Source organism: Aeromonas sp. MR16 (genome assembly GCF_022549315.1).
In the GTDB taxonomy this organism is placed as follows: Bacteria; Pseudomonadota; Gammaproteobacteria; order Enterobacterales; family Aeromonadaceae; genus Aeromonas; species Aeromonas aquatica.
Window position 1 is genome coordinate 81,250 of sequence record NZ_JAKZFK010000012.1, and the last position, 16,332, is coordinate 97,581.

The following is a 16,332-nucleotide window of genomic DNA, read 5'->3' on the forward strand; positions in this document are numbered from 1 at the left end:
TAACTACGACACAAGAGCACGTTATGGCGTTGATCCAAGCCTCCATCGAGCAGTTGAGAGTCGGCCACTACATCCACCTTCCCACCGGCTGGACCAGCCACCCTTTCCTGTTCAATACCTTCAAGATCCGCGACCAACAACAGCTCGACATCCTCCGCCTCCTCGAACTCACTCTGCTGATGGTGGATCCCGACAAGAGTGATCTGCCCGTCGAACCCCTGCTGCACGCCGAACCCGCTCCTTTGAGCCTGAGTCCGCCTGCGCAAGACGAGCTGCAAAGCCCCGAGCTCCCCATATTCGATGAGAAGGCCTTTCGCCGCTCCCTGCGCGCCGCTGACAAGGCGTTTGGCCAATCCCTGTCCGAGCTGCGAGATGCCCTCGGGGCCCTCAATCTCAAGCCTGACGAGGGGCTCGCCAACACGGCGCAGATTGTGCGTAGCGCCGCCGCTCAGCTAGGGGCACATGAAGGACCGCTCGGGTTGCACCTGATCCGCAGCCAACACACCGACATCCTGCTGCAGCACAGCCTGAACGTGGCCTTCATCGCCATGCTGATGGCTCGCGAGCTCGGCATGAGCCCCATCGAGATCGAGGAGGCTGGTCTGGCCGGGCTGGTACACGACATCGGCGAGCTTCGGATCCCGAGCCAGATCACCCAGAAGCGGGGGGAGCTCAGCCGCGCCGAGCAGAATTTTCTCAATATGCATCCCCAATATGGGCTGGAGATGCTCACCCAGTTGAAGGCATTTGAACCCAGGATCCGCGAGGTGTCCCATCTACATCATGAGCGGCTCGATGGCACCGGCTTCCCACTCGGCATCAAGGGTGGGGAGATCCCTCCCCTCGCCCGCCTCATCGGCCTGGTGGATTACTATGACGAGCTGCTGCACCCGCGCAGCAGCAGTAACCCTGCAGCGCCGAGCCAGGCCATCGGCCAGCTCTACAAGTTGTCCCAGAAGAAATTCGATCAAGATCTGGTCAGATTGCTGATAAAGGTGCTGGGAGTCTATCCGCCTGGCTCGCTGGTTCGCCTCGACGACGGGTCGGTGGCACTGGTGCTCTCGACCGAGCCCAGCATGCCCCTCAAGCCCAAGCTGCTGCCCTATGTCAGGGGACAGCGCCCGGAAGCCGTGCCAATGATCGATCTGCGGGAAGATGAGCGAAGCATCACCGCCTGCATCAGGCAGGAGGAGCTGGACGAGGGACAACGGCTGTTTTTCAACCTGACCCGGCGTTTCTGTTACTATTTTGCCTTCTGAGTTATCCCCAGAAGCTGGGGATAACTCATTGGACAAACCTGAATAATTACCAAATCCCCCTCTAAATAGTCTGCTATCGGGGCTGGATGAAAAACGCCCAGCCGAGGGCTGGGCGGAGCATGCCACCTCCGTGTGGCGTATCCGGTGGACACATTCATGCTCCCTCCAGCAATACCAAGCTCGTCACATTTACACAAATATCAATTTAACGTACTGATTTTATATGGTTTTAATTTTCTATTCTGGCAAACTGCCCGGCGACACGGCCACGGGGTACGGAAAAACGCGATCCGGCTCACAGAACGAACGAATGAGGCCCAGGCCTGGCTCGAGATTGGAGGAATGTTTTTTATGCAGTTAGTCCTCTCCCTGCTCCAGCAGATGAGCGTCAGCCTGGTCATCGCCTATCTCTTCTCCAAGAGCCCCTTGCTACGCCCGCTGGCCAACTATTCGGTCAGACTCCCCCACAAAGTCTTGATATACGTTATTTTTTCCTGCTTTTGCATCCTCGGCACCTACGTCGGGCTGGACATCGATGACGCCATCGCCAACACCCGCGCCGTCGGTGCCGTGCTGGGCGGGCTGCTAGGGGGTCCGCTGGTGGGCTTTCTGGTGGGGCTGACCGGGGGACTGCACCGCTATACCCTCGGCGGATTTACCGATCTCGCCTGCGCCATCTCCACCACCTGCGAGGGGTTGCTGGGGGGGCTGGTGCACTGGCGGCTGATGCGGGCAAACCGGGTGGATGCCCTGTTCAAGCCCAGAATCGCCTTCTTCACCACCCTCTACGCCGAGATCTTGCAGATGGTCATCATACTGCTGGTCGCCACGCCCTTTGAGCAGGCCCTGCAGCTGGTGCGCACCATCGCCACCCCCATGATCCTGGCCAACTCCTGCGGGGCGGCGCTCTTCATCAGCATGATCCGCGACCAACAACGGATGTACGAGAAATTCTCCCGGGTCTTCTCCGCCAAGGCACTCACCATCGCCAACCGCACCGTCGGCATTATGACTCAGGGCTTTACCCGCGATGCCAGCCAGAAAATCGCCCACATAGTGCAAGAGGAGACAGGGGTCGGCGCCGTCGCCATCACGGATACCGACAAGATCCTCGCCTTCATCGGCATCGGCGAGGAACACCACAAGCCGGGCACCCCCATCACCTCCACCATCACTCTGCAAGCCATAGCCCAGAACAAGGTGCTGTTTGCCGATGGCAACCGCCAGCCCTATCGCTGCAGCATCTCCCCCTCCTGTCAGCTCGGCTCCGTACTGGTGATCCCGCTGCAAGGGGACAAGGGGGTAATAGGCACCATCAAGCTCTACGAGCCCAAGAAGCGGCTGTTTCTCAAGATCAACCACACCCTGGGGGAAGGGATCGCCAACCTGCTGTCACAACAACTGCTGAGCGGGCGGCTGGAGCAACAGCAGCGGCTGCTGGTGCAATCCGAGCTCAAACTCATCCAGGCCCAGATCAACCCCCATTTCCTGTTCAACACCCTCAACACCATCAGCGCCATTACCCGGCGCGATCCCGAGCGCGCCCGCCAGCTGCTGCTGCATCTGTCCCGCTTCTTTCGCAAGAACCTCAAGCGCCAGAGCGATCTGGCCACCCTGCAGGAGGAGCAGGAGCACTGCCAATCCTACCTGGAGATCGAGCTGGCCCGCTTTGGTGAGCGATTGACTGTGCAAAACGAGATCCCGCTGCAGCTGGCCCAGCTGCAGTTGCCGAGCTTCACCCTGCAGCCCCTCATCGAGAATGCCATCAAGCACGGCATATCCACCCTGCTGGAACAAGGCCGCATCCGCCTCTACGCGGAGGAGACCCCCGAGCTGGTCAGGCTCTGCGTGGAGGACAACGCCGGCGCCTGGCAGGGGGATCTGACGGGGGGAGATGGGCTGGGCATGAACATAGTGGACCGCCGCCTCAAGAGTGCCTTCGGCGATCGCTTCGGCCTTGACGTCCAGTCCGAGCCGGAGCAATGGACCCGGGTCTCCTTCAGCATCCCCAAGGCGCCTCGCCCCCTTCCAAGGAGACAACATGATCCGCATCCTGATCGTCGATGACGAGCCCTATGCCCGCGAAGAGCTGGCCGAGCTGCTCGGCCCCGAAGCCGACATTGCTATTCTGGGGGCCGCCGCCAATGCCATCGAGGCGTTGCCCCTAATTCAACGGCTGAAGCCCGACGTGGTGTTTCTCGACATCCAGATGCCCAAGCTCAGCGGTATGGAGCTGGTCGCCATGCTCGATCCCCTGCCCCGCATCGTCTTCGTCACCGCCTTCGACGACTACGCCATCCAGGCCTTCGAGGAGAACGCCTTCGACTACCTGCTCAAACCGGTGGAGCCCGCCCGGCTGGCCAAGACGCTGGCACGTCTGCGTCAGGATCTCAGCCCGCAGCCCGTGGCCGCGCTGGCGCCCGCCATTCGCCATATCCCCGGCTACCTTCACAACCGGGTACGGCTGCTGCCCATAGAGCAGGTGGAGTACGCCTTCTCGGATCTCGGCGGGGTGCACGTCGCCTGCCAGGGTGAGCTGTTTCACACCCAACTCACGCTCAAGTCGCTGGAGGAGAAGACCCCGCTGCTGCGCTGCCACCGCCAATATCTGGTGGCCCCACACGCTATCTTCGAGATCCAGTTGCTGGAGAATCAGCTGGCCCAGATCGTCACCCAAAGCGGGGCCAAGGTGCCGGTCAGCCGTCGCTACCTCAAGGAGCTGAAGGATGAGTTAGGCCTGGAGTGACCTGGCCTGAGTGTGCGCCGGCTCACAGTCGGCAACCGCTCGGGTCGCCATGCCGCCGCTTACCACCTTTACCTGCCGTTAACAGAAGAGCCCACTTAGACTGACCGCGCACACCATAAAATAACAATGCTGGAGCGTAACAATGATCTGGTTCTTCCTCTGCGTCGGCCTGCTAGTGGCTGGCTATTTCTTCTATGGCAAGTTCATCGAGCGGATATTTGGCCCGCAACCCGAGCTCGCCACCCCCGCCATCACCATGGCCGACGGCGTGGACTATGTGCCCATGTCGGACAAGAAGGTCTACCTGGTTCAACTGCTCAACATCGCCGGGGTCGGCCCCATCTTCGGCCCCATCCTGGGTGCCCTGTACGGCCCGGTCGCCATGCTCTGGATAGTGTTTGGCTGCATCTTCGCCGGCGCGGTCCACGACTACTTCTCCGGCATGCTGTCGGTGCGCGCCAAGGGCGCCTCGGTACCGACAGTGGTCGGTGAGCACCTGGGCACCGCCGCCAAGCACTTCATGAACCTGTTTGCCGTGGTGCTGCTGATGCTGGTGGGCGTGGTGTTCGTGCTGAGCCCGGCGGGCCTGCTCGCCAACCTTACCTCCACCGATCTGGTCTACTGGATAGTGGCGATCTTTGCCTACTACATCCTCGCCACCATAGTCCCCATCGACAAGATCATCGGTCGCTTCTACCCCATCTTCGGCGCCCTGCTGGTGTTCATGTCGGTCGGTCTCATCATCGGCCTCATCGTCTCCGGCAAAGGCTTCTACAACACCGGGATGGACTTCTCCAACCTGCACCCGACCGAGCTGCCGCTGTGGCCGCTGCTGTTCATCACCATCGCCTGTGGCGCCGTCTCCGGCTTCCATGCCACCCAGTCCCCGCTGATGGCGCGCTGCATGCAGAATGAGAAGTCCGGCCGCTTCATCTTCTACGGCGCCATGATAGGTGAAGGGATCATCGCCCTCATCTGGTGCACTCTGGGTCTCTCCTTCTACGACAGCACCGAAGCGCTCAACGCCACCCTGGCGAGCGGCGGCCCGGCGGCCGTGGTGCACGAAGTCTCCACCAGCCTGCTCGGCACGGTCGGCGGCATCCTGGCCATCCTCGGCGTGGTGATCCTGCCCATCACCTCCGGTGACACCGCGTTTCGCAGTGCCCGCCTCATAGTGGCGGACTTCCTGAAGCTGACCCAGAAACCCATGGCCAAGCGACTGCTGATCGCCGTGCCCATGTTCATCCTCGGTTTCATCATCTCCAAGGCCGACTTCGACGTGATATGGCGCTACTTCGGCTGGGCCAACCAGACCACCGCCGTCATCATGCTGTGGGCCGCCGCCGCCTACCTCATCAAGGAAGGCAAGCTGCACTGGGTCTGCACCATCCCCGCCATGTTCATGACCGCCGTGGTGTTTACCTACCTGGCCAACGCGCCCATCGGCTTTGGTCTGGCGATGGACATCTCCACCATCATCGGCCTGGTGTGTACCGCCGTCATCACCCTGGCCTTCCTGATCAGGTTCAGGCCATCCCGGCTGAGCGCGGTGAAGGAGAACTAACCCGCGTATCGCACCCAAATAAGAAGGCCCGGCATCGCTGCCGGGCCTTCTCGTTTTCTCGCTCCATTCACCCCTGTCTGGCCGCCGGACGCTCCTCCGCGGGCGCCTCGGCCGGGGCCTGATACCAGTGCTCTCTGGCCACCAGCACCGCCTGCTCCGGCTGGGCGATGAAGTTGGGGGACATGATCTGCACCCCGAACTCGTTGAACACGTCCTGGATGTGGCCATGCAGCTCCGTCTTGACCACCGCGGGCAACAAGCCGTCCTTCATGCGCACCTGCAGCTCGTACTCCACATACCAGTCCTGCAGGTTGAGCTGACGCACCAGCGGTGGCTCGGCCTGGTTGAGCTGCTGGCAGCGCCGCGCCGCCAGCTCCAGCATGGCGTGCACCTGGCGCCAGGGGGTGTCGTAGCCGATGGTCACCTTGGTCAGCAGGGCGACCCCCTTGTCCCCCGCCAGCCGCGTGAGATTGGTTACCCTGCCGCCGACCACCACGGCATTGGGCAGGGTTACCTCGTGATCCTGACGCGTCACCAGCTTGGTCGAGAGGGCGTTGAGCTCGGTCACCATCCCCTCCACCTCGCCGATCTGCACCAGATCGCCGGGTCGCAGGGCGCGGGAGTAGATGAGCACCAGGCCGCTCATGGCATGGTTCATGATCCCGGCCGAGCCCAGGGTCACCATCAGCCCGAAGAAGACGCTGATCCCCTTGAAGGCGTCGGAGTTGGCGCCGGGCAGGTAGGGATAGGCCACCGTCAGGGCGAACAGCCAGATCACCACCGAGAGCAGCCGCCGGGTGGCGCCTATGGTCTCGGCGTGCAGGCCCTGCACCCGGAACTGACCGCGCTCGATGCGATCGAACACTATGGCCAGCATCCGGATGAAGAAACGGGTGATGACGATGATCAGCAGCACCGTCACCAGCCCCGGCATGGCCGAGATCATTCCCTCCAGCATGTCGCCGCACAGGGTGAACAGGGAGTCCCCCAGCCGCTCGCTCCAGGCCCGCGTTTGTGGGAAGAGCCCCAGTACATAGGTGAGCCAGCCATAGGTGAGCGCGAAGATCAGCAACAGGGTCAGCAGGCCGAGCAGGCGAGCCTCGACATTGCCCGCCACCTGGCGCCACTGATGGGGGATCAATCCCCTCTGCAACAGCAGGCGGTTGGCGAGCCACTTCTTGACCAGCCGCAGCCCCTTTTGCAGCAGCCAGACCAGACCAAAGAAGACGACACTGGCCAGCAGGGTCTTGCCGACGGCCTTGAGCAGATAGGGGGCGGAATGCAGCTCAAGATACTTGATGCGGACCTCATCCAGGCGCAGCCGGACCCGCTCGGCCGCCTGATCCAGCGTCAACTCATCGAATTCGTCCAGATCGCCGGCCAGCAGCACCAGAATGCGCTTGCCGTTCACCATGAACTCCCGGCTATCCTGGCCGACCCGAGTCCCCTTGGCCAGGGTGACGGGCGAGTTCAAGTCGCCGGGCGCCATGGCCTGGAGCCGTTCATGGACCAGCCGCACCCGGGCCGCCCCATCCAGGCTGCCATACTTGGTCTGCAACATGACGATGGGCTCATGGAGCAGGATCAGGGTCTGTGACCTCTCCTGCTCGGTGGGCGCCATCCTGGGCTCTGCCGCCCAGCCGATCCTTGCCGACGACAGGCTGACCAGCAGCAGCCCTCCCCATAACAGACTCATCCAGCACGGTCTTTTCATCGCTAACTCATCTCCTTGAGCTGTGACACCCGAATCCCTTTTCCTCTTTGATTTTACAGAAATAAATTCATCGTGCGCGATTTATGACCAGCCAATGAACCGAGGCTGTACCGGAATGTCAACACTCTGATTGCAGTCTTGCGCTGACGTAATATGCTGTCATCATGCACCAGAAACTATGGGTGCAAGTCTCTGTGTAGCCTTGCAGTCTCGATTGGAGATATTAATGATACCTGATTACATACTTACCTACGTTGCCCTCGGGATATTGGTGTTTGTCGTCTTGGTCATGTTCTACGGCGTCATCGTCATTCACGATATTCCGTATGAAATTGCCAAGCATCGCAATCACCCCCATCAGGACGCCATTCACGTAGCAGGCTGGGTGAGTCTGTTCACCTTGCACGTGCTCTGGCCTTTCCTCTGGATCTGGGCCACGATTTATCGCCCCGATCGGGGTTGGGGTTTCAATCAACGCCTACAGAAGGACGAAGATGAGATCTCGACACTCAAGCAAGAACTTGCCGCACTGCAAGCCCGTATGGCCACGCTCGAACAGACCGACAAATAGGTAATCTTTCATGGACTTGCTACTTATCCTCACCTACACGGCCATCTGTGTAGGCATTTTCAAGATCTTCAAGATCCCGCTCAACAAGTGGACGGTGCCGACGGCCGTGCTTGGTGGCATCTTCATCATAGGCGCGCTCATCGTACTGATGAACTACAACCACCCCTATTCGGAGCTGGCGCGCAATTACTATGTCTCCACCCCCATAGTCCCACTGGTCAAGGGCCGCGTTAGCGAGGTGCCTATCCAACCCAACCAAAAGGTCAAGAAGGGTGATGTGCTGTTCCGTATCGAAGCAGAGCCCTTCGAGCAGAAGGTCGCCAGCCTGACCGCACGACTTGCCTCCAGTCGTGACTTCCTCAGAGCCTTGGATGCCCGGCTGCGCTCCGCCAGCCTGGACCGGGATCGCGCCCTGGAGCTGGTGCGTCGCGGCATCGGCAAACAGCGGGATCTGGACGTGACCCAGGCCAATGTGGATGACATCGTCGCCCAGATGGACCAACAGAAGGCCTCGCTGAATGATCTGAGCGCCCAGATCGATATCGCCAAGTACGATCTGGAGCAGACCGTCGTCTATGCTCCCACCGACGGCCACGTGGTGCAGTTGGCTCTTCGCCCCGGCATGATCGCCGGTCCCTTCCTGTTCCGTCCGGTGATGACATTCATTCATGATGATGCCAACTCCTACGTCGGCTGGTTCTGGCAGAACAGCATGCAGCGACTGGCGGTGGGTGATGAAGCCGAGGTGGTGCTCGACGGCATCCCAGGCAAGATCTTCAAGGGCAAGGTACTGTCCGTGATCCCCGCCATGGCGCCGGGTAACATTCAGGCCAACGCCAACCTGATCGACCAGAGCTCGGCCCAGATACCGGGTCGCCTGCCCATCGTCATTGAGATCACCGACCCCGAGTGGGCCAAATATCAGGTGATCGCAGGCTCCAGCGGCCAGGCCGCCATCTACACCGAACATTTCCACCATGTGGCCATCATGCGTAAAATTTTGCTGCGCATGGGTAGCTGGCTCAACTACCTGTTCCCCTTCCACTAAGCAGCGATGCAGTGAATCAATGGGCCGGAATCATTCCGGCCCGTTTTTTTGACGCCAAGACCTGCTCCTCTCTCAGCGTCCCACTGCCGCACGCTGCATTTTGGCGGCAAGATCCCTATAATGGCGCCATCTTGCATCAGCCAGTGTCTCCATGTTCGTTCTCAGACCCTACCAGACCGACGCGGTCAACGCCGTCATCCAGCACTTTCGCAAACACCCGGATCCCGCCGTGGTGGTCTTGCCCACCGGCGCCGGCAAGAGCCTGGTGATCGCCGAACTCGCCCGCAAGGCGCGCGGCCGTGTGCTGGTGCTGGCCCACGTCAAGGAGCTGGTGGAGCAGAACCACGCCAAGTACGAGGCCTGGGGGCTCAAGGCTGACATCTTCGCCGCCGGGCTGGATCGCAAGGAGGCCAGCGCCCAGGTGGTGTTCGGCTCGGTGCAGTCGGTGGCGCGCAATCTGGACGCCTTTGATGGCGCCTTTTCGCTGCTTATCATCGACGAGTGTCATCGGGTCTCCCTCGAGGATGACAGCCAGTACCATCAGGTGATCGCCCATCTCAAGGCGGCCAATCCGGCGCTCAAGATCCTCGGCCTCACTGCCACACCTTATCGGCTGGGGCTTGGCTGGATTTATCGGCGCCACTATCACGGCATGGTCAAGAGCCACGGGGAGCGGCTGTTTGGCGACTGCGTGTTCGAGCTGCCCCTGCGCTTCATGGTGAAAAATGGCTATTTGACGCCGCCGCGCCTGGTCGATGCCCCCATCGTTCACTACGACTTCAGCAGGCTGATCCCCCGTGAGAACGGTCTGTTCAGCGAAGCGGATCTCAACGGCGAACTCAAGCGCCAGCAGCGGGTCACCCCCCATATCATCAGCCAGGTGCTGGAGTACGCCCGGGAGCGGCAGGGGGTGATGATCTTCGCCGCCACCGTCGAGCACGCCCGGGAAATTCACGGGCTGCTCGGGAGCAAAGGGGAAAAGGCCGCCCTTATCACGGGCGAGACCCCGGGGCCGGAGCGCGATGCCCTGATCCAGGCCTTCAAGGGGCGGGAGCTCAAGTTTCTGGTCAACGTGGCGGTGCTCACCACCGGCTTCGACGCCCCCCACGTCGATCTCATCGTCATGCTGCGCCCCACCGAGTCGGTGTCGCTCTATCAGCAGATCGTCGGCCGGGGCCTGCGACTGTCGCCGGGCAAGGAGGATTGCCTGGTGCTCGACTATGCCGGCAACAACTTCAACCTGTTCGCCCCCGAAGTGGGGGAGCCCAGGCCCCACGCCGGTACCGAGCCGGTGCAGGTGCCCTGCCCCGCCTGTGGCTTTGCCAACACCTTCTGGGGCAAGACCGACGAGGATGGCAAGGTTGTCGAACACTATGGCCGCCGCTGTCAGGGGCTATTTGAAGATGACGAGGGCCATCGCGAGGAGTGCGACTACCGCTTTCGCGCCAAGATCTGTCCCGCCTGCGGGGCGGAGAACGACATCGCCGCCCGCCGCTGCCAGAGCTGCGATCAGCTGCTGGTGGATCCGGACGACAAGCTCAAAGCAGCGCTTAATCTCAAGGACTGCATGGTGATCCGCTGCGCCGGCCTGACCCTCGCCAGTGGCCGTGGCAAACAGGGGGAGCGGCTGGAGGTGACCTACCACGATGAGGATGGCTTGACCCTGGTGGAGTACTTCGGCTTTCACTCGAGCGGTGCGCGGCGCTTGTTTCAACAGCGCTTTGTGCGTCATCATTGGCCCGCCCCGGGCCTCGAGCCCGAATTCACCACCCTGGAGAGCGTGCTGGCCGAAGGCCCCAAGTTCCGCCACCCGGACTTCGTCATCGCCCGCAAGGCGGGGCGCTTCTGGCAGGTGAAGGAAAAAATTTTTGACTATCAGGGTCGTTACCGTACAGCCGAAACCCTTGGCTGACGGCGCTCTGGCAGGTGAATATATCCATGTTGAGTATAAAGGCTGGCAGACGATGTCAGTCTCTTCGTCAAGTTTGAGGATCTTATGCAGCGGCTGTTGATTGGTGTTTGTGCTCTGTTTTCCACCCTGTTTTCCACCCTGGTCCATGCCGCCCCGCTGATCCCCCCAAAGGGAGGCCAGTACGCCGTCATAGTGCAGGGCAGCGGCGGGGTGGAATTTGCCCGTCACGCCGATGACATGATAGCGCCCGCCTCCACCATGAAGGTGCTGACCGCGCTCGCCGCCCGTCTCGAGCTCGGCGCCGACTTTCGCTTCGCTACCGACATCCAAGCCCAGCCGGGGGCCAAGCAGGGGGATGTCATCAACGGCGACCTCTGGATCAACTTCGTGGGCGACCCCACCTTGTCGCGCATGGATCTGGTCGCCCTGTTCAAACAGCTCGGCGTGACCCGCATCAAGGGCAACGTCTATGTCAACACCGGCGCCTACAACGGCTACGAGCGCGGCAACGGCTGGTCCTGGGGAGATCAGACCCTCTGCTTCGCGGCCCCGGTCTCCTCCGTCATCATCGACAAGAACTGCGCCTACGGCACCGTCACCGCCACCCAGATAGGTAAACCGGCGGTGGGCAACGTGGCCACCGGCGTGCCCATCGGCATCGGCGCCGACAACGTGGAGGTGATGAGCTACGCCGACATGGCGCGCCAGTTCTGCGCCCTCGAAGTGGACATGGCCAAGGGCAACTTCTATGAGCTCAAGGGCTGCATCACCCCGAACAAGGAGCCACAAGGTCTGCGCTTCGCCATCCACGACGTGGAAGCCTGGGGCTGGGACAACATTCGCTGGGCCATGAACCGTGCCGGCATCAGCCACGACGGCCTGCTGCGGGTCACTCACCGCGCACCGGTGGGCGCCGAGACCCTGGCCACCCACTACTCCGTCTCCCTGCCGGTGATGCTCTCCAAGATGTTGAAGAAATCGGACAACCTCTACGCCGATACCTTCTTGAAGACCGTCGGCCGTCACTACTACAACAAGCCGGGCAGCTACCGCAGCGGCACCATGGCGGTGCGCGCCATCCTGACCAAGAACGGCATCGATCTCGGCAACGCCACCCTGGCCGACGGCTCCGGCCTCTCCGCCCACAACCTCATCAGCGCCCGCCAGATGCTGTCGGTGCTGGCCTTCATCCAGAAGAACGATGCCCAGCTCGATTTCATCAAGCTGCTGCCCAGCTCCCAGGTGGACGGCACCCTGGCCTGGCGCCGCAGCGTCACCGCCCCCATGATGAAGAACAAGGTGCATGCCAAGACAGGGACCATCACCGGCACCTCCAACCTCGCCGGCTTCATCGACACCGCCGGCGGCCAGCGCAAGGCCTTCGTGATGTTCCAACGTGGCCTCTCCCAGGATCCGGCCACCCACGAACGCTACCGTGCCAGCAAGGCACCCTGGCCCTGGACCGGATTTGAGAAGGGGGTGCTGGAGAGCATCTACCAGCAGCAGCCGATCCAGATCGTCGAACAATGATGAGCAGGGGTCTTGCCAGCAAGGCGGCCTCCATACCCAGGACAGTGTTCGAGAAAGGCGTGATGGAGAGCCTCTATCGGCAGCAGCCGATCCAGATCGCCGAGCAGTAAACACGGGCCATGGTGCCCGCCATTTTCCACTTTAACGAACCCTGAGGCGGGGCTATGCTGTCGCCAGCCTCATTGCAGCGGCTTCATATAACGGCTTCATTTAACGGAGAGAAACGATGTTTGTAGAAATTTTTGGTCGCCCGGGTTGCCCTTACTGTGTCCGTGCCAAGCAGATCGCCGAGCAGTTGACCGAGGAGCGCGATGACTTCGAATTCCGCTACGTGGACATCAACGCCGAAGGGCTGACCAAGGACGATCTGGCCGTCAAGGCGGGCAAGCCGGTCACCACGGTGCCGCAGATCTTCCTGGACGAGCAGCACATCGGCGGCTGCACCGACTTCGAAGCCTATGCCAGGGCTAATCTGGGTCTGTGATCCCCATTCGTATCGTAAAAAGGCGCCTGATGGCGCCTTTTTTCATGGTGAGAACCGCAGCCAGACTCAGTCTGCCACCGGCGTGAAACGGCTCACCACGGCGCCCTGATGCTCGATCCACTCCATGAACATGGTGACGGGCCTGGCATAGACGATGTCGTCCTGCTCGGACTGGTAGATGACCAGCCGCTCCTGGGTCTCGGTGTGCAGGGCCAGGGTGAGCACCCGATAGTGCCCTCCCTTGAAGTGGCGATAGCGGCCGGGTGTGGGTGCATGCATGACAAAGCCTCGAAACAGGATGAAAGACCACCGGACGCAAAGCTGACCGGGCTGATAATGGGGGCGGGCGGGTGTTTATCAGCCCAGCCAATCGTGCCAGATGGGGGGAGTATTTCAATACACTCCTGCGGCTTTATGAAGCTGACCCTCATCTTTCACTGGTTTCTTGCGAAACAGGCAAACGATCCTGCTGAATTTAACAGATTGGCAACCCTGTTTAGGGGGTTAATATCAGGGATTTATTCCATAAATTAGATTGTTCTAGCATTCAATTCTGTGAAGAATAGGGGTAGAGAAATTTGATACTAAAAAACGCTTTTTGCCAACGCGTCCCCAGGGGAAGGAATCACGCTCACCATGTTCACTATCGACAAGTCGCACAAGCTCGACGATGTCTGCTATGACATTCGCGGCCCGGTGCATAAAGAGGCCCGCCGTCTCGAAGACGAAGGCCATCGCATTCTCAAGCTCAACATTGGCAATCTGGCGCCATTCGGTTTCGATGCCCCCGAGGAACTGATCAAGGATGTGATCCTCAACATGCCCCAGAGCCAGGGCTACTGCGACTCCAAGGGACTGTTCTCCGCCCGCAAGGCGGTGATGCAGTATTACCAGCAGAAGGGGATGCGCAAGGTCGATATCGATGACATCTACATCGGCAACGGCGCGAGCGAGCTCATCGTCATGGCCATGCAGGCGCTGCTCAACAACGGCGACGAGATGCTGGTGCCCTCCCCCGACTACCCGCTGTGGACCGCGGCCATCACCCTCTCCGGCGGTCATGCGGTGCATTATCGCTGCGACGAAGGGGCCGACTGGTATCCGGATCTGGATGACATCCGCGCCCGCATCACCCCGCGCACCCGCGGTCTGGTGCTGATCAACCCGAACAACCCGACCGGCGCCGTCTACGGCAGCGAATTCCAGCTGGAGCTGATCGAGATCGCCCGTCAGCACAACCTCATCATCTTCGCCGACGAGATCTACGACAAGATCCTCTACGACGACATCGCCCACACCAGCGTCTGCACCCAGTGCGACGACGTGATGGTGGTGACCTTCAACGGCCTCTCCAAGGCGTATCGTGCCTGTGGCTTCCGTCAGGGCTGGATGGTCATCACCGGGCCCAAGGGTCGGGCCAAGGGCTATATAGAAGGGCTGGAGATGCTGGCCTCCATGCGACTCTGCTCCAACGTGCCCATGCAGCACGCCATTCAGGCGGCGCTCGGTGGCTACCAGAGCATCAACGAGCTGATCCTGCCGGGCGGCCGCCTGCGGCGCCAGCGGGACAAGGCCTGGGAGCTGATCAACGCCATCCCCGGCGTCTCCTGCGTCAAGCCCAAGGGGGCGCTCTACCTGTTCCCGCGCCTGGATCCCAAGGTGTACGACATTCGCGACGATCAGAAGATGGTGTTCGACCTGCTGCAGCAGGAGAAACTGCTGCTGGTACAGGGCACTGGCTTCAACTGGCCCGCGCCGGACCACTTCCGCCTGGCATTCCTACCAAGGGAAGAGGAGCTGGAAGATGCCATCGGTCGCCTCGCCCGCTTCCTCAAGAACTACAAGCAGTAAGCGCTGTCGATGTCATGAAAAAGGCTCCCGCGGGAGCCTTTTTGCTGTCTGTCGTTTTATCTCTGGCCATCAGCCGTGCAGCAGGGCACCGACCACCAGCACCCCCATGGTGATGAGCGCCACCCCGATGATGAAAGGCAGCACCCAGCGCACGAAGCGCTCGTAGGGGATCTTGGCCAACGCCAGCCCGGCCACCAGGTGGGCGGCGGTGGGAGCGAACAGGTTGATCCAGCCGGAGGCGGACTGATAGGCGGTGATCACCAGATCCCGGGAGATGCCGGAGAAGTCCGCCAGCGGCCCCATCAGCGGCATGGAGACGGTCGCCAGCCCCGAGGTCGAGGGGATGAAGAAGCTCAGAATAATGTGCACCAGGTAGGCCATCAGGATAAACACCGAGGAGGAGAGCCCGGTCACCAAGCCCTCGGCCCAGTGCAGTATGCTGTCGATGATGACGCCCTGCTCCATCACCACGTAGATACCGCGCGCCACCGCCACCACCAGCGCCACCCCGATGAGATCCCGTGCCCCTTCCAGGAAGGTGGCCACGTAGTTGGACTCCGGCATCCGGTTGATGAGGGCGATCAGGATGGAGGCGCTGAAGAACAGGGTGGAGAGCTCATCGAACCACCAGCCCAGGGTCGGCAGAAAGTCGATCCCCAGATCCGACCAGGGCACCACCGCATAGATCATCAGCAGGAAGGTGCCGAAAAACACCAGCATGGTGAGCTTCTGCTTGCCGCTGAAGGCCGAGTCGCTGCGCTTCATCTGGGAGAATTCGTCGTCATACTGGATGTCGGCCAGCACCGAGCTCCCCTTGTCCTGCTGCACCTGCTTGGCATAGCGCATCACGAACCAGGAGGCGAAGATCACCAGCAGCAGCCACTGGATGACCCGCAGGCCGATCCCCTCACCGATGGGGATGCCGGCAAAACCGGAGGCGATGCCGGTAGCGAAAGGGTTGACGGTGGAGGCGAGCACCCCGACCCCGGAGCCGAGCAGTATGATCCCCGCCGCCACCATGCGATCGAAGCCCGCCGCCATCATGACAGGCACTATCAGCGCCCAGAAGGCCACCGTCTCCTCCGCCATGCCGAAGGTGGAGCCACCGAGGGCAAAGAGCGCGATCAGCACCGGGATCAACAGCCGCTCACGGCCGGCGAAGGCGCGCACTATGGCCCCTACCCCGGCATCCAGCGCGCCGCTGTGCATGGTCACCGCCAGGAAGCCGCCGATGATGAGCACGAACAGCGCCACGTCGGCCGCCTTGTGGAAGCCCTGAATGGGGGCCTTGAGCACATCGAACAGCCCCTGCGGGTGAGAGGGGAGCTTGGTGTAGCTGCCGGGCACCGGCAACAGCCGCTCATCGCCGCTGTAGTCGGCCACGGCCGCCGCCGCAATCGGCTGTTGGCTCTTGGCGGTGACATAGTTGTACTTGCCCGCCGGCAGCACCCAGGTGAGGGTGGCCATCAGGGCGATGATGATAAACAGCAGGGTGTATACGGTGGGGAGCTGGCGCTTCTTGGGCGCCTCATGTGGGCTGGTCATAGTGTCCGTTCCTCGGCAAGGCCGTCATGTGATCCGATCAGCGCAAGACTAGCGGTTTTGATATCGGAAAAAGGTGATCGCGGATAATAAAATTTCTTGATAAGGCAG

Annotated in this window: 13 protein-coding genes; 10 read left to right on the plus strand and 3 right to left on the minus strand. The window is 61.3% G+C overall.

What is annotated here, in order from left to right; all coding sequences use genetic code 11:
* The first annotated feature begins 23 nt into the window (after positions 1 to 23).
* The 4 genes from MM194_RS11165 to MM194_RS11180 all read left to right on the plus strand — a co-directional run bounded on the left by MM194_RS11165 (position 24) and on the right by MM194_RS11180 (position 5,569).
* Positions 24 to 1,259 carry an HD-GYP domain-containing protein gene (locus MM194_RS11165; protein ID WP_033130087.1) on the plus strand — a complete coding sequence of 412 codons (1,236 nt, stop codon included), beginning with the start codon at positions 24 to 26 and terminating at the stop codon, positions 1,257 to 1,259.
* A 351-nt stretch (positions 1,260 to 1,610) separates the two neighbouring features.
* Entirely contained in the window at positions 1,611 to 3,326 is a 1,716-nt protein-coding gene (locus MM194_RS11170; protein ID WP_052101224.1) for a sensor histidine kinase, read from the plus strand.
* Positions 3,301 to 4,005: a two-component system response regulator BtsR gene (btsR, locus tag MM194_RS11175; protein WP_033132432.1), complete on the plus strand. Its 705-nt coding sequence runs from the start codon at positions 3,301 to 3,303 to the stop codon at positions 4,003 to 4,005. Before MM194_RS11170 ends, btsR begins: the two co-directional genes overlap by 26 nt.
* 142 nt (positions 4,006 to 4,147) lie before the next feature.
* Positions 4,148 to 5,569, plus strand: coding sequence for a carbon starvation protein A (locus tag MM194_RS11180; RefSeq protein ID WP_033132431.1), 1,422 nt, complete (start codon positions 4,148 to 4,150; stop codon positions 5,567 to 5,569).
* A 67-nt stretch (positions 5,570 to 5,636) separates the two neighbouring features.
* On the opposite strand, the gene MM194_RS11185 is transcribed toward MM194_RS11180, so the two are convergent.
* Positions 5,637 to 7,265, minus strand: a complete 1,629-nt coding sequence (locus tag MM194_RS11185; protein ID WP_033131587.1) for a mechanosensitive ion channel domain-containing protein — start codon at positions 7,263 to 7,265, stop codon at positions 5,637 to 5,639.
* A 244-nt stretch (positions 7,266 to 7,509) separates the two neighbouring features.
* On the opposite strand from MM194_RS11185, the gene MM194_RS11190 reads away from it, so the two are divergent.
* The 5 genes from MM194_RS11190 to MM194_RS11210 all read left to right on the plus strand — a co-directional run bounded on the left by MM194_RS11190 (position 7,510) and on the right by MM194_RS11210 (position 12,828).
* The gene (locus tag MM194_RS11190; protein ID WP_241343611.1) at positions 7,510 to 7,854 is read left to right on the plus strand and encodes a DUF3302 domain-containing protein; all 345 of its coding nucleotides are present in this window, start codon (positions 7,510 to 7,512) and stop codon (positions 7,852 to 7,854) included.
* A 10-nt stretch (positions 7,855 to 7,864) separates the two neighbouring features.
* Complete coding sequence (locus MM194_RS11195) at positions 7,865 to 8,902, plus strand: HlyD family secretion protein (protein WP_033131586.1); 1,038 nt, start codon at positions 7,865 to 7,867, stop codon at positions 8,900 to 8,902.
* A 151-nt stretch (positions 8,903 to 9,053) separates the two neighbouring features.
* Entirely contained in the window at positions 9,054 to 10,814 is a 1,761-nt protein-coding gene (locus MM194_RS11200; protein ID WP_241343612.1) for a DEAD/DEAH box helicase, read from the plus strand.
* Positions 10,815 to 10,898: 84 nt separating this feature from the next.
* Positions 10,899 to 12,344 (plus strand): D-alanyl-D-alanine carboxypeptidase/D-alanyl-D-alanine-endopeptidase, encoded by a 1,446-nt coding sequence (gene dacB, locus MM194_RS11205; RefSeq protein ID WP_241343613.1) that lies wholly within the window; start codon positions 10,899 to 10,901, stop codon positions 12,342 to 12,344.
* 226 nt (positions 12,345 to 12,570) lie between these two features.
* Positions 12,571 to 12,828, plus strand: a complete 258-nt coding sequence (locus MM194_RS11210) for a GrxA family glutaredoxin (protein ID WP_033131583.1) — start codon at positions 12,571 to 12,573, stop codon at positions 12,826 to 12,828.
* A gap of 66 nt (positions 12,829 to 12,894) precedes the next feature.
* Here the strand turns inward: MM194_RS11210 and MM194_RS11215 are convergent, their stop codons facing one another.
* Positions 12,895 to 13,107: a DUF1653 domain-containing protein gene (locus MM194_RS11215; RefSeq protein ID WP_033131582.1), complete on the minus strand. Its 213-nt coding sequence runs from the start codon at positions 13,105 to 13,107 to the stop codon at positions 12,895 to 12,897.
* Positions 13,108 to 13,464: 357 nt separating this feature from the next.
* Between MM194_RS11215 and MM194_RS11220 the strand changes: the two genes are divergently transcribed.
* On the plus strand, positions 13,465 to 14,679 hold the full coding sequence (locus tag MM194_RS11220; protein WP_042641637.1) for a pyridoxal phosphate-dependent aminotransferase: 1,215 nt from the start codon (positions 13,465 to 13,467) through the stop codon (positions 14,677 to 14,679).
* Positions 14,680 to 14,748: 69 nt separating this feature from the next.
* On the opposite strand, the gene MM194_RS11225 is transcribed toward MM194_RS11220, so the two are convergent.
* Positions 14,749 to 16,224, minus strand: a complete 1,476-nt coding sequence (locus tag MM194_RS11225) for a YfcC family protein (protein WP_241343614.1) — start codon at positions 16,222 to 16,224, stop codon at positions 14,749 to 14,751.
* Positions 16,225 to 16,332 lie beyond the last annotated feature (108 nt).

Coding starts and splice junctions, on each gene's coding strand:
- MM194_RS11165 (WP_033130087.1), top strand. CDS start 24: ATGGCGTTGATCCAAGCCTCCATCGAGCAGTTGAGAGTCGGCCACTAC.
- MM194_RS11170 (WP_052101224.1), top strand. CDS start 1,611: ATGCAGTTAGTCCTCTCCCTGCTCCAGCAGATGAGCGTCAGCCTGGTC.
- btsR (WP_033132432.1), top strand. CDS start 3,301: ATGATCCGCATCCTGATCGTCGATGACGAGCCCTATGCCCGCGAAGAG.
- MM194_RS11180 (WP_033132431.1), top strand. CDS start 4,148: ATGATCTGGTTCTTCCTCTGCGTCGGCCTGCTAGTGGCTGGCTATTTC.
- MM194_RS11185 (WP_033131587.1), bottom strand. CDS start 7,265: ATGAGTCTGTTATGGGGAGGGCTGCTGCTGGTCAGCCTGTCGTCGGCA.
- MM194_RS11190 (WP_241343611.1), top strand. CDS start 7,510: ATGATACCTGATTACATACTTACCTACGTTGCCCTCGGGATATTGGTG.
- MM194_RS11195 (WP_033131586.1), top strand. CDS start 7,865: ATGGACTTGCTACTTATCCTCACCTACACGGCCATCTGTGTAGGCATT.
- MM194_RS11200 (WP_241343612.1), top strand. CDS start 9,054: ATGTTCGTTCTCAGACCCTACCAGACCGACGCGGTCAACGCCGTCATC.
- dacB (WP_241343613.1), top strand. CDS start 10,899: ATGCAGCGGCTGTTGATTGGTGTTTGTGCTCTGTTTTCCACCCTGTTT.
- MM194_RS11210 (WP_033131583.1), top strand. CDS start 12,571: ATGTTTGTAGAAATTTTTGGTCGCCCGGGTTGCCCTTACTGTGTCCGT.
- MM194_RS11215 (WP_033131582.1), bottom strand. CDS start 13,107: ATGCATGCACCCACACCCGGCCGCTATCGCCACTTCAAGGGAGGGCAC.
- MM194_RS11220 (WP_042641637.1), top strand. CDS start 13,465: ATGTTCACTATCGACAAGTCGCACAAGCTCGACGATGTCTGCTATGAC.
- MM194_RS11225 (WP_241343614.1), bottom strand. CDS start 16,224: ATGACCAGCCCACATGAGGCGCCCAAGAAGCGCCAGCTCCCCACCGTA.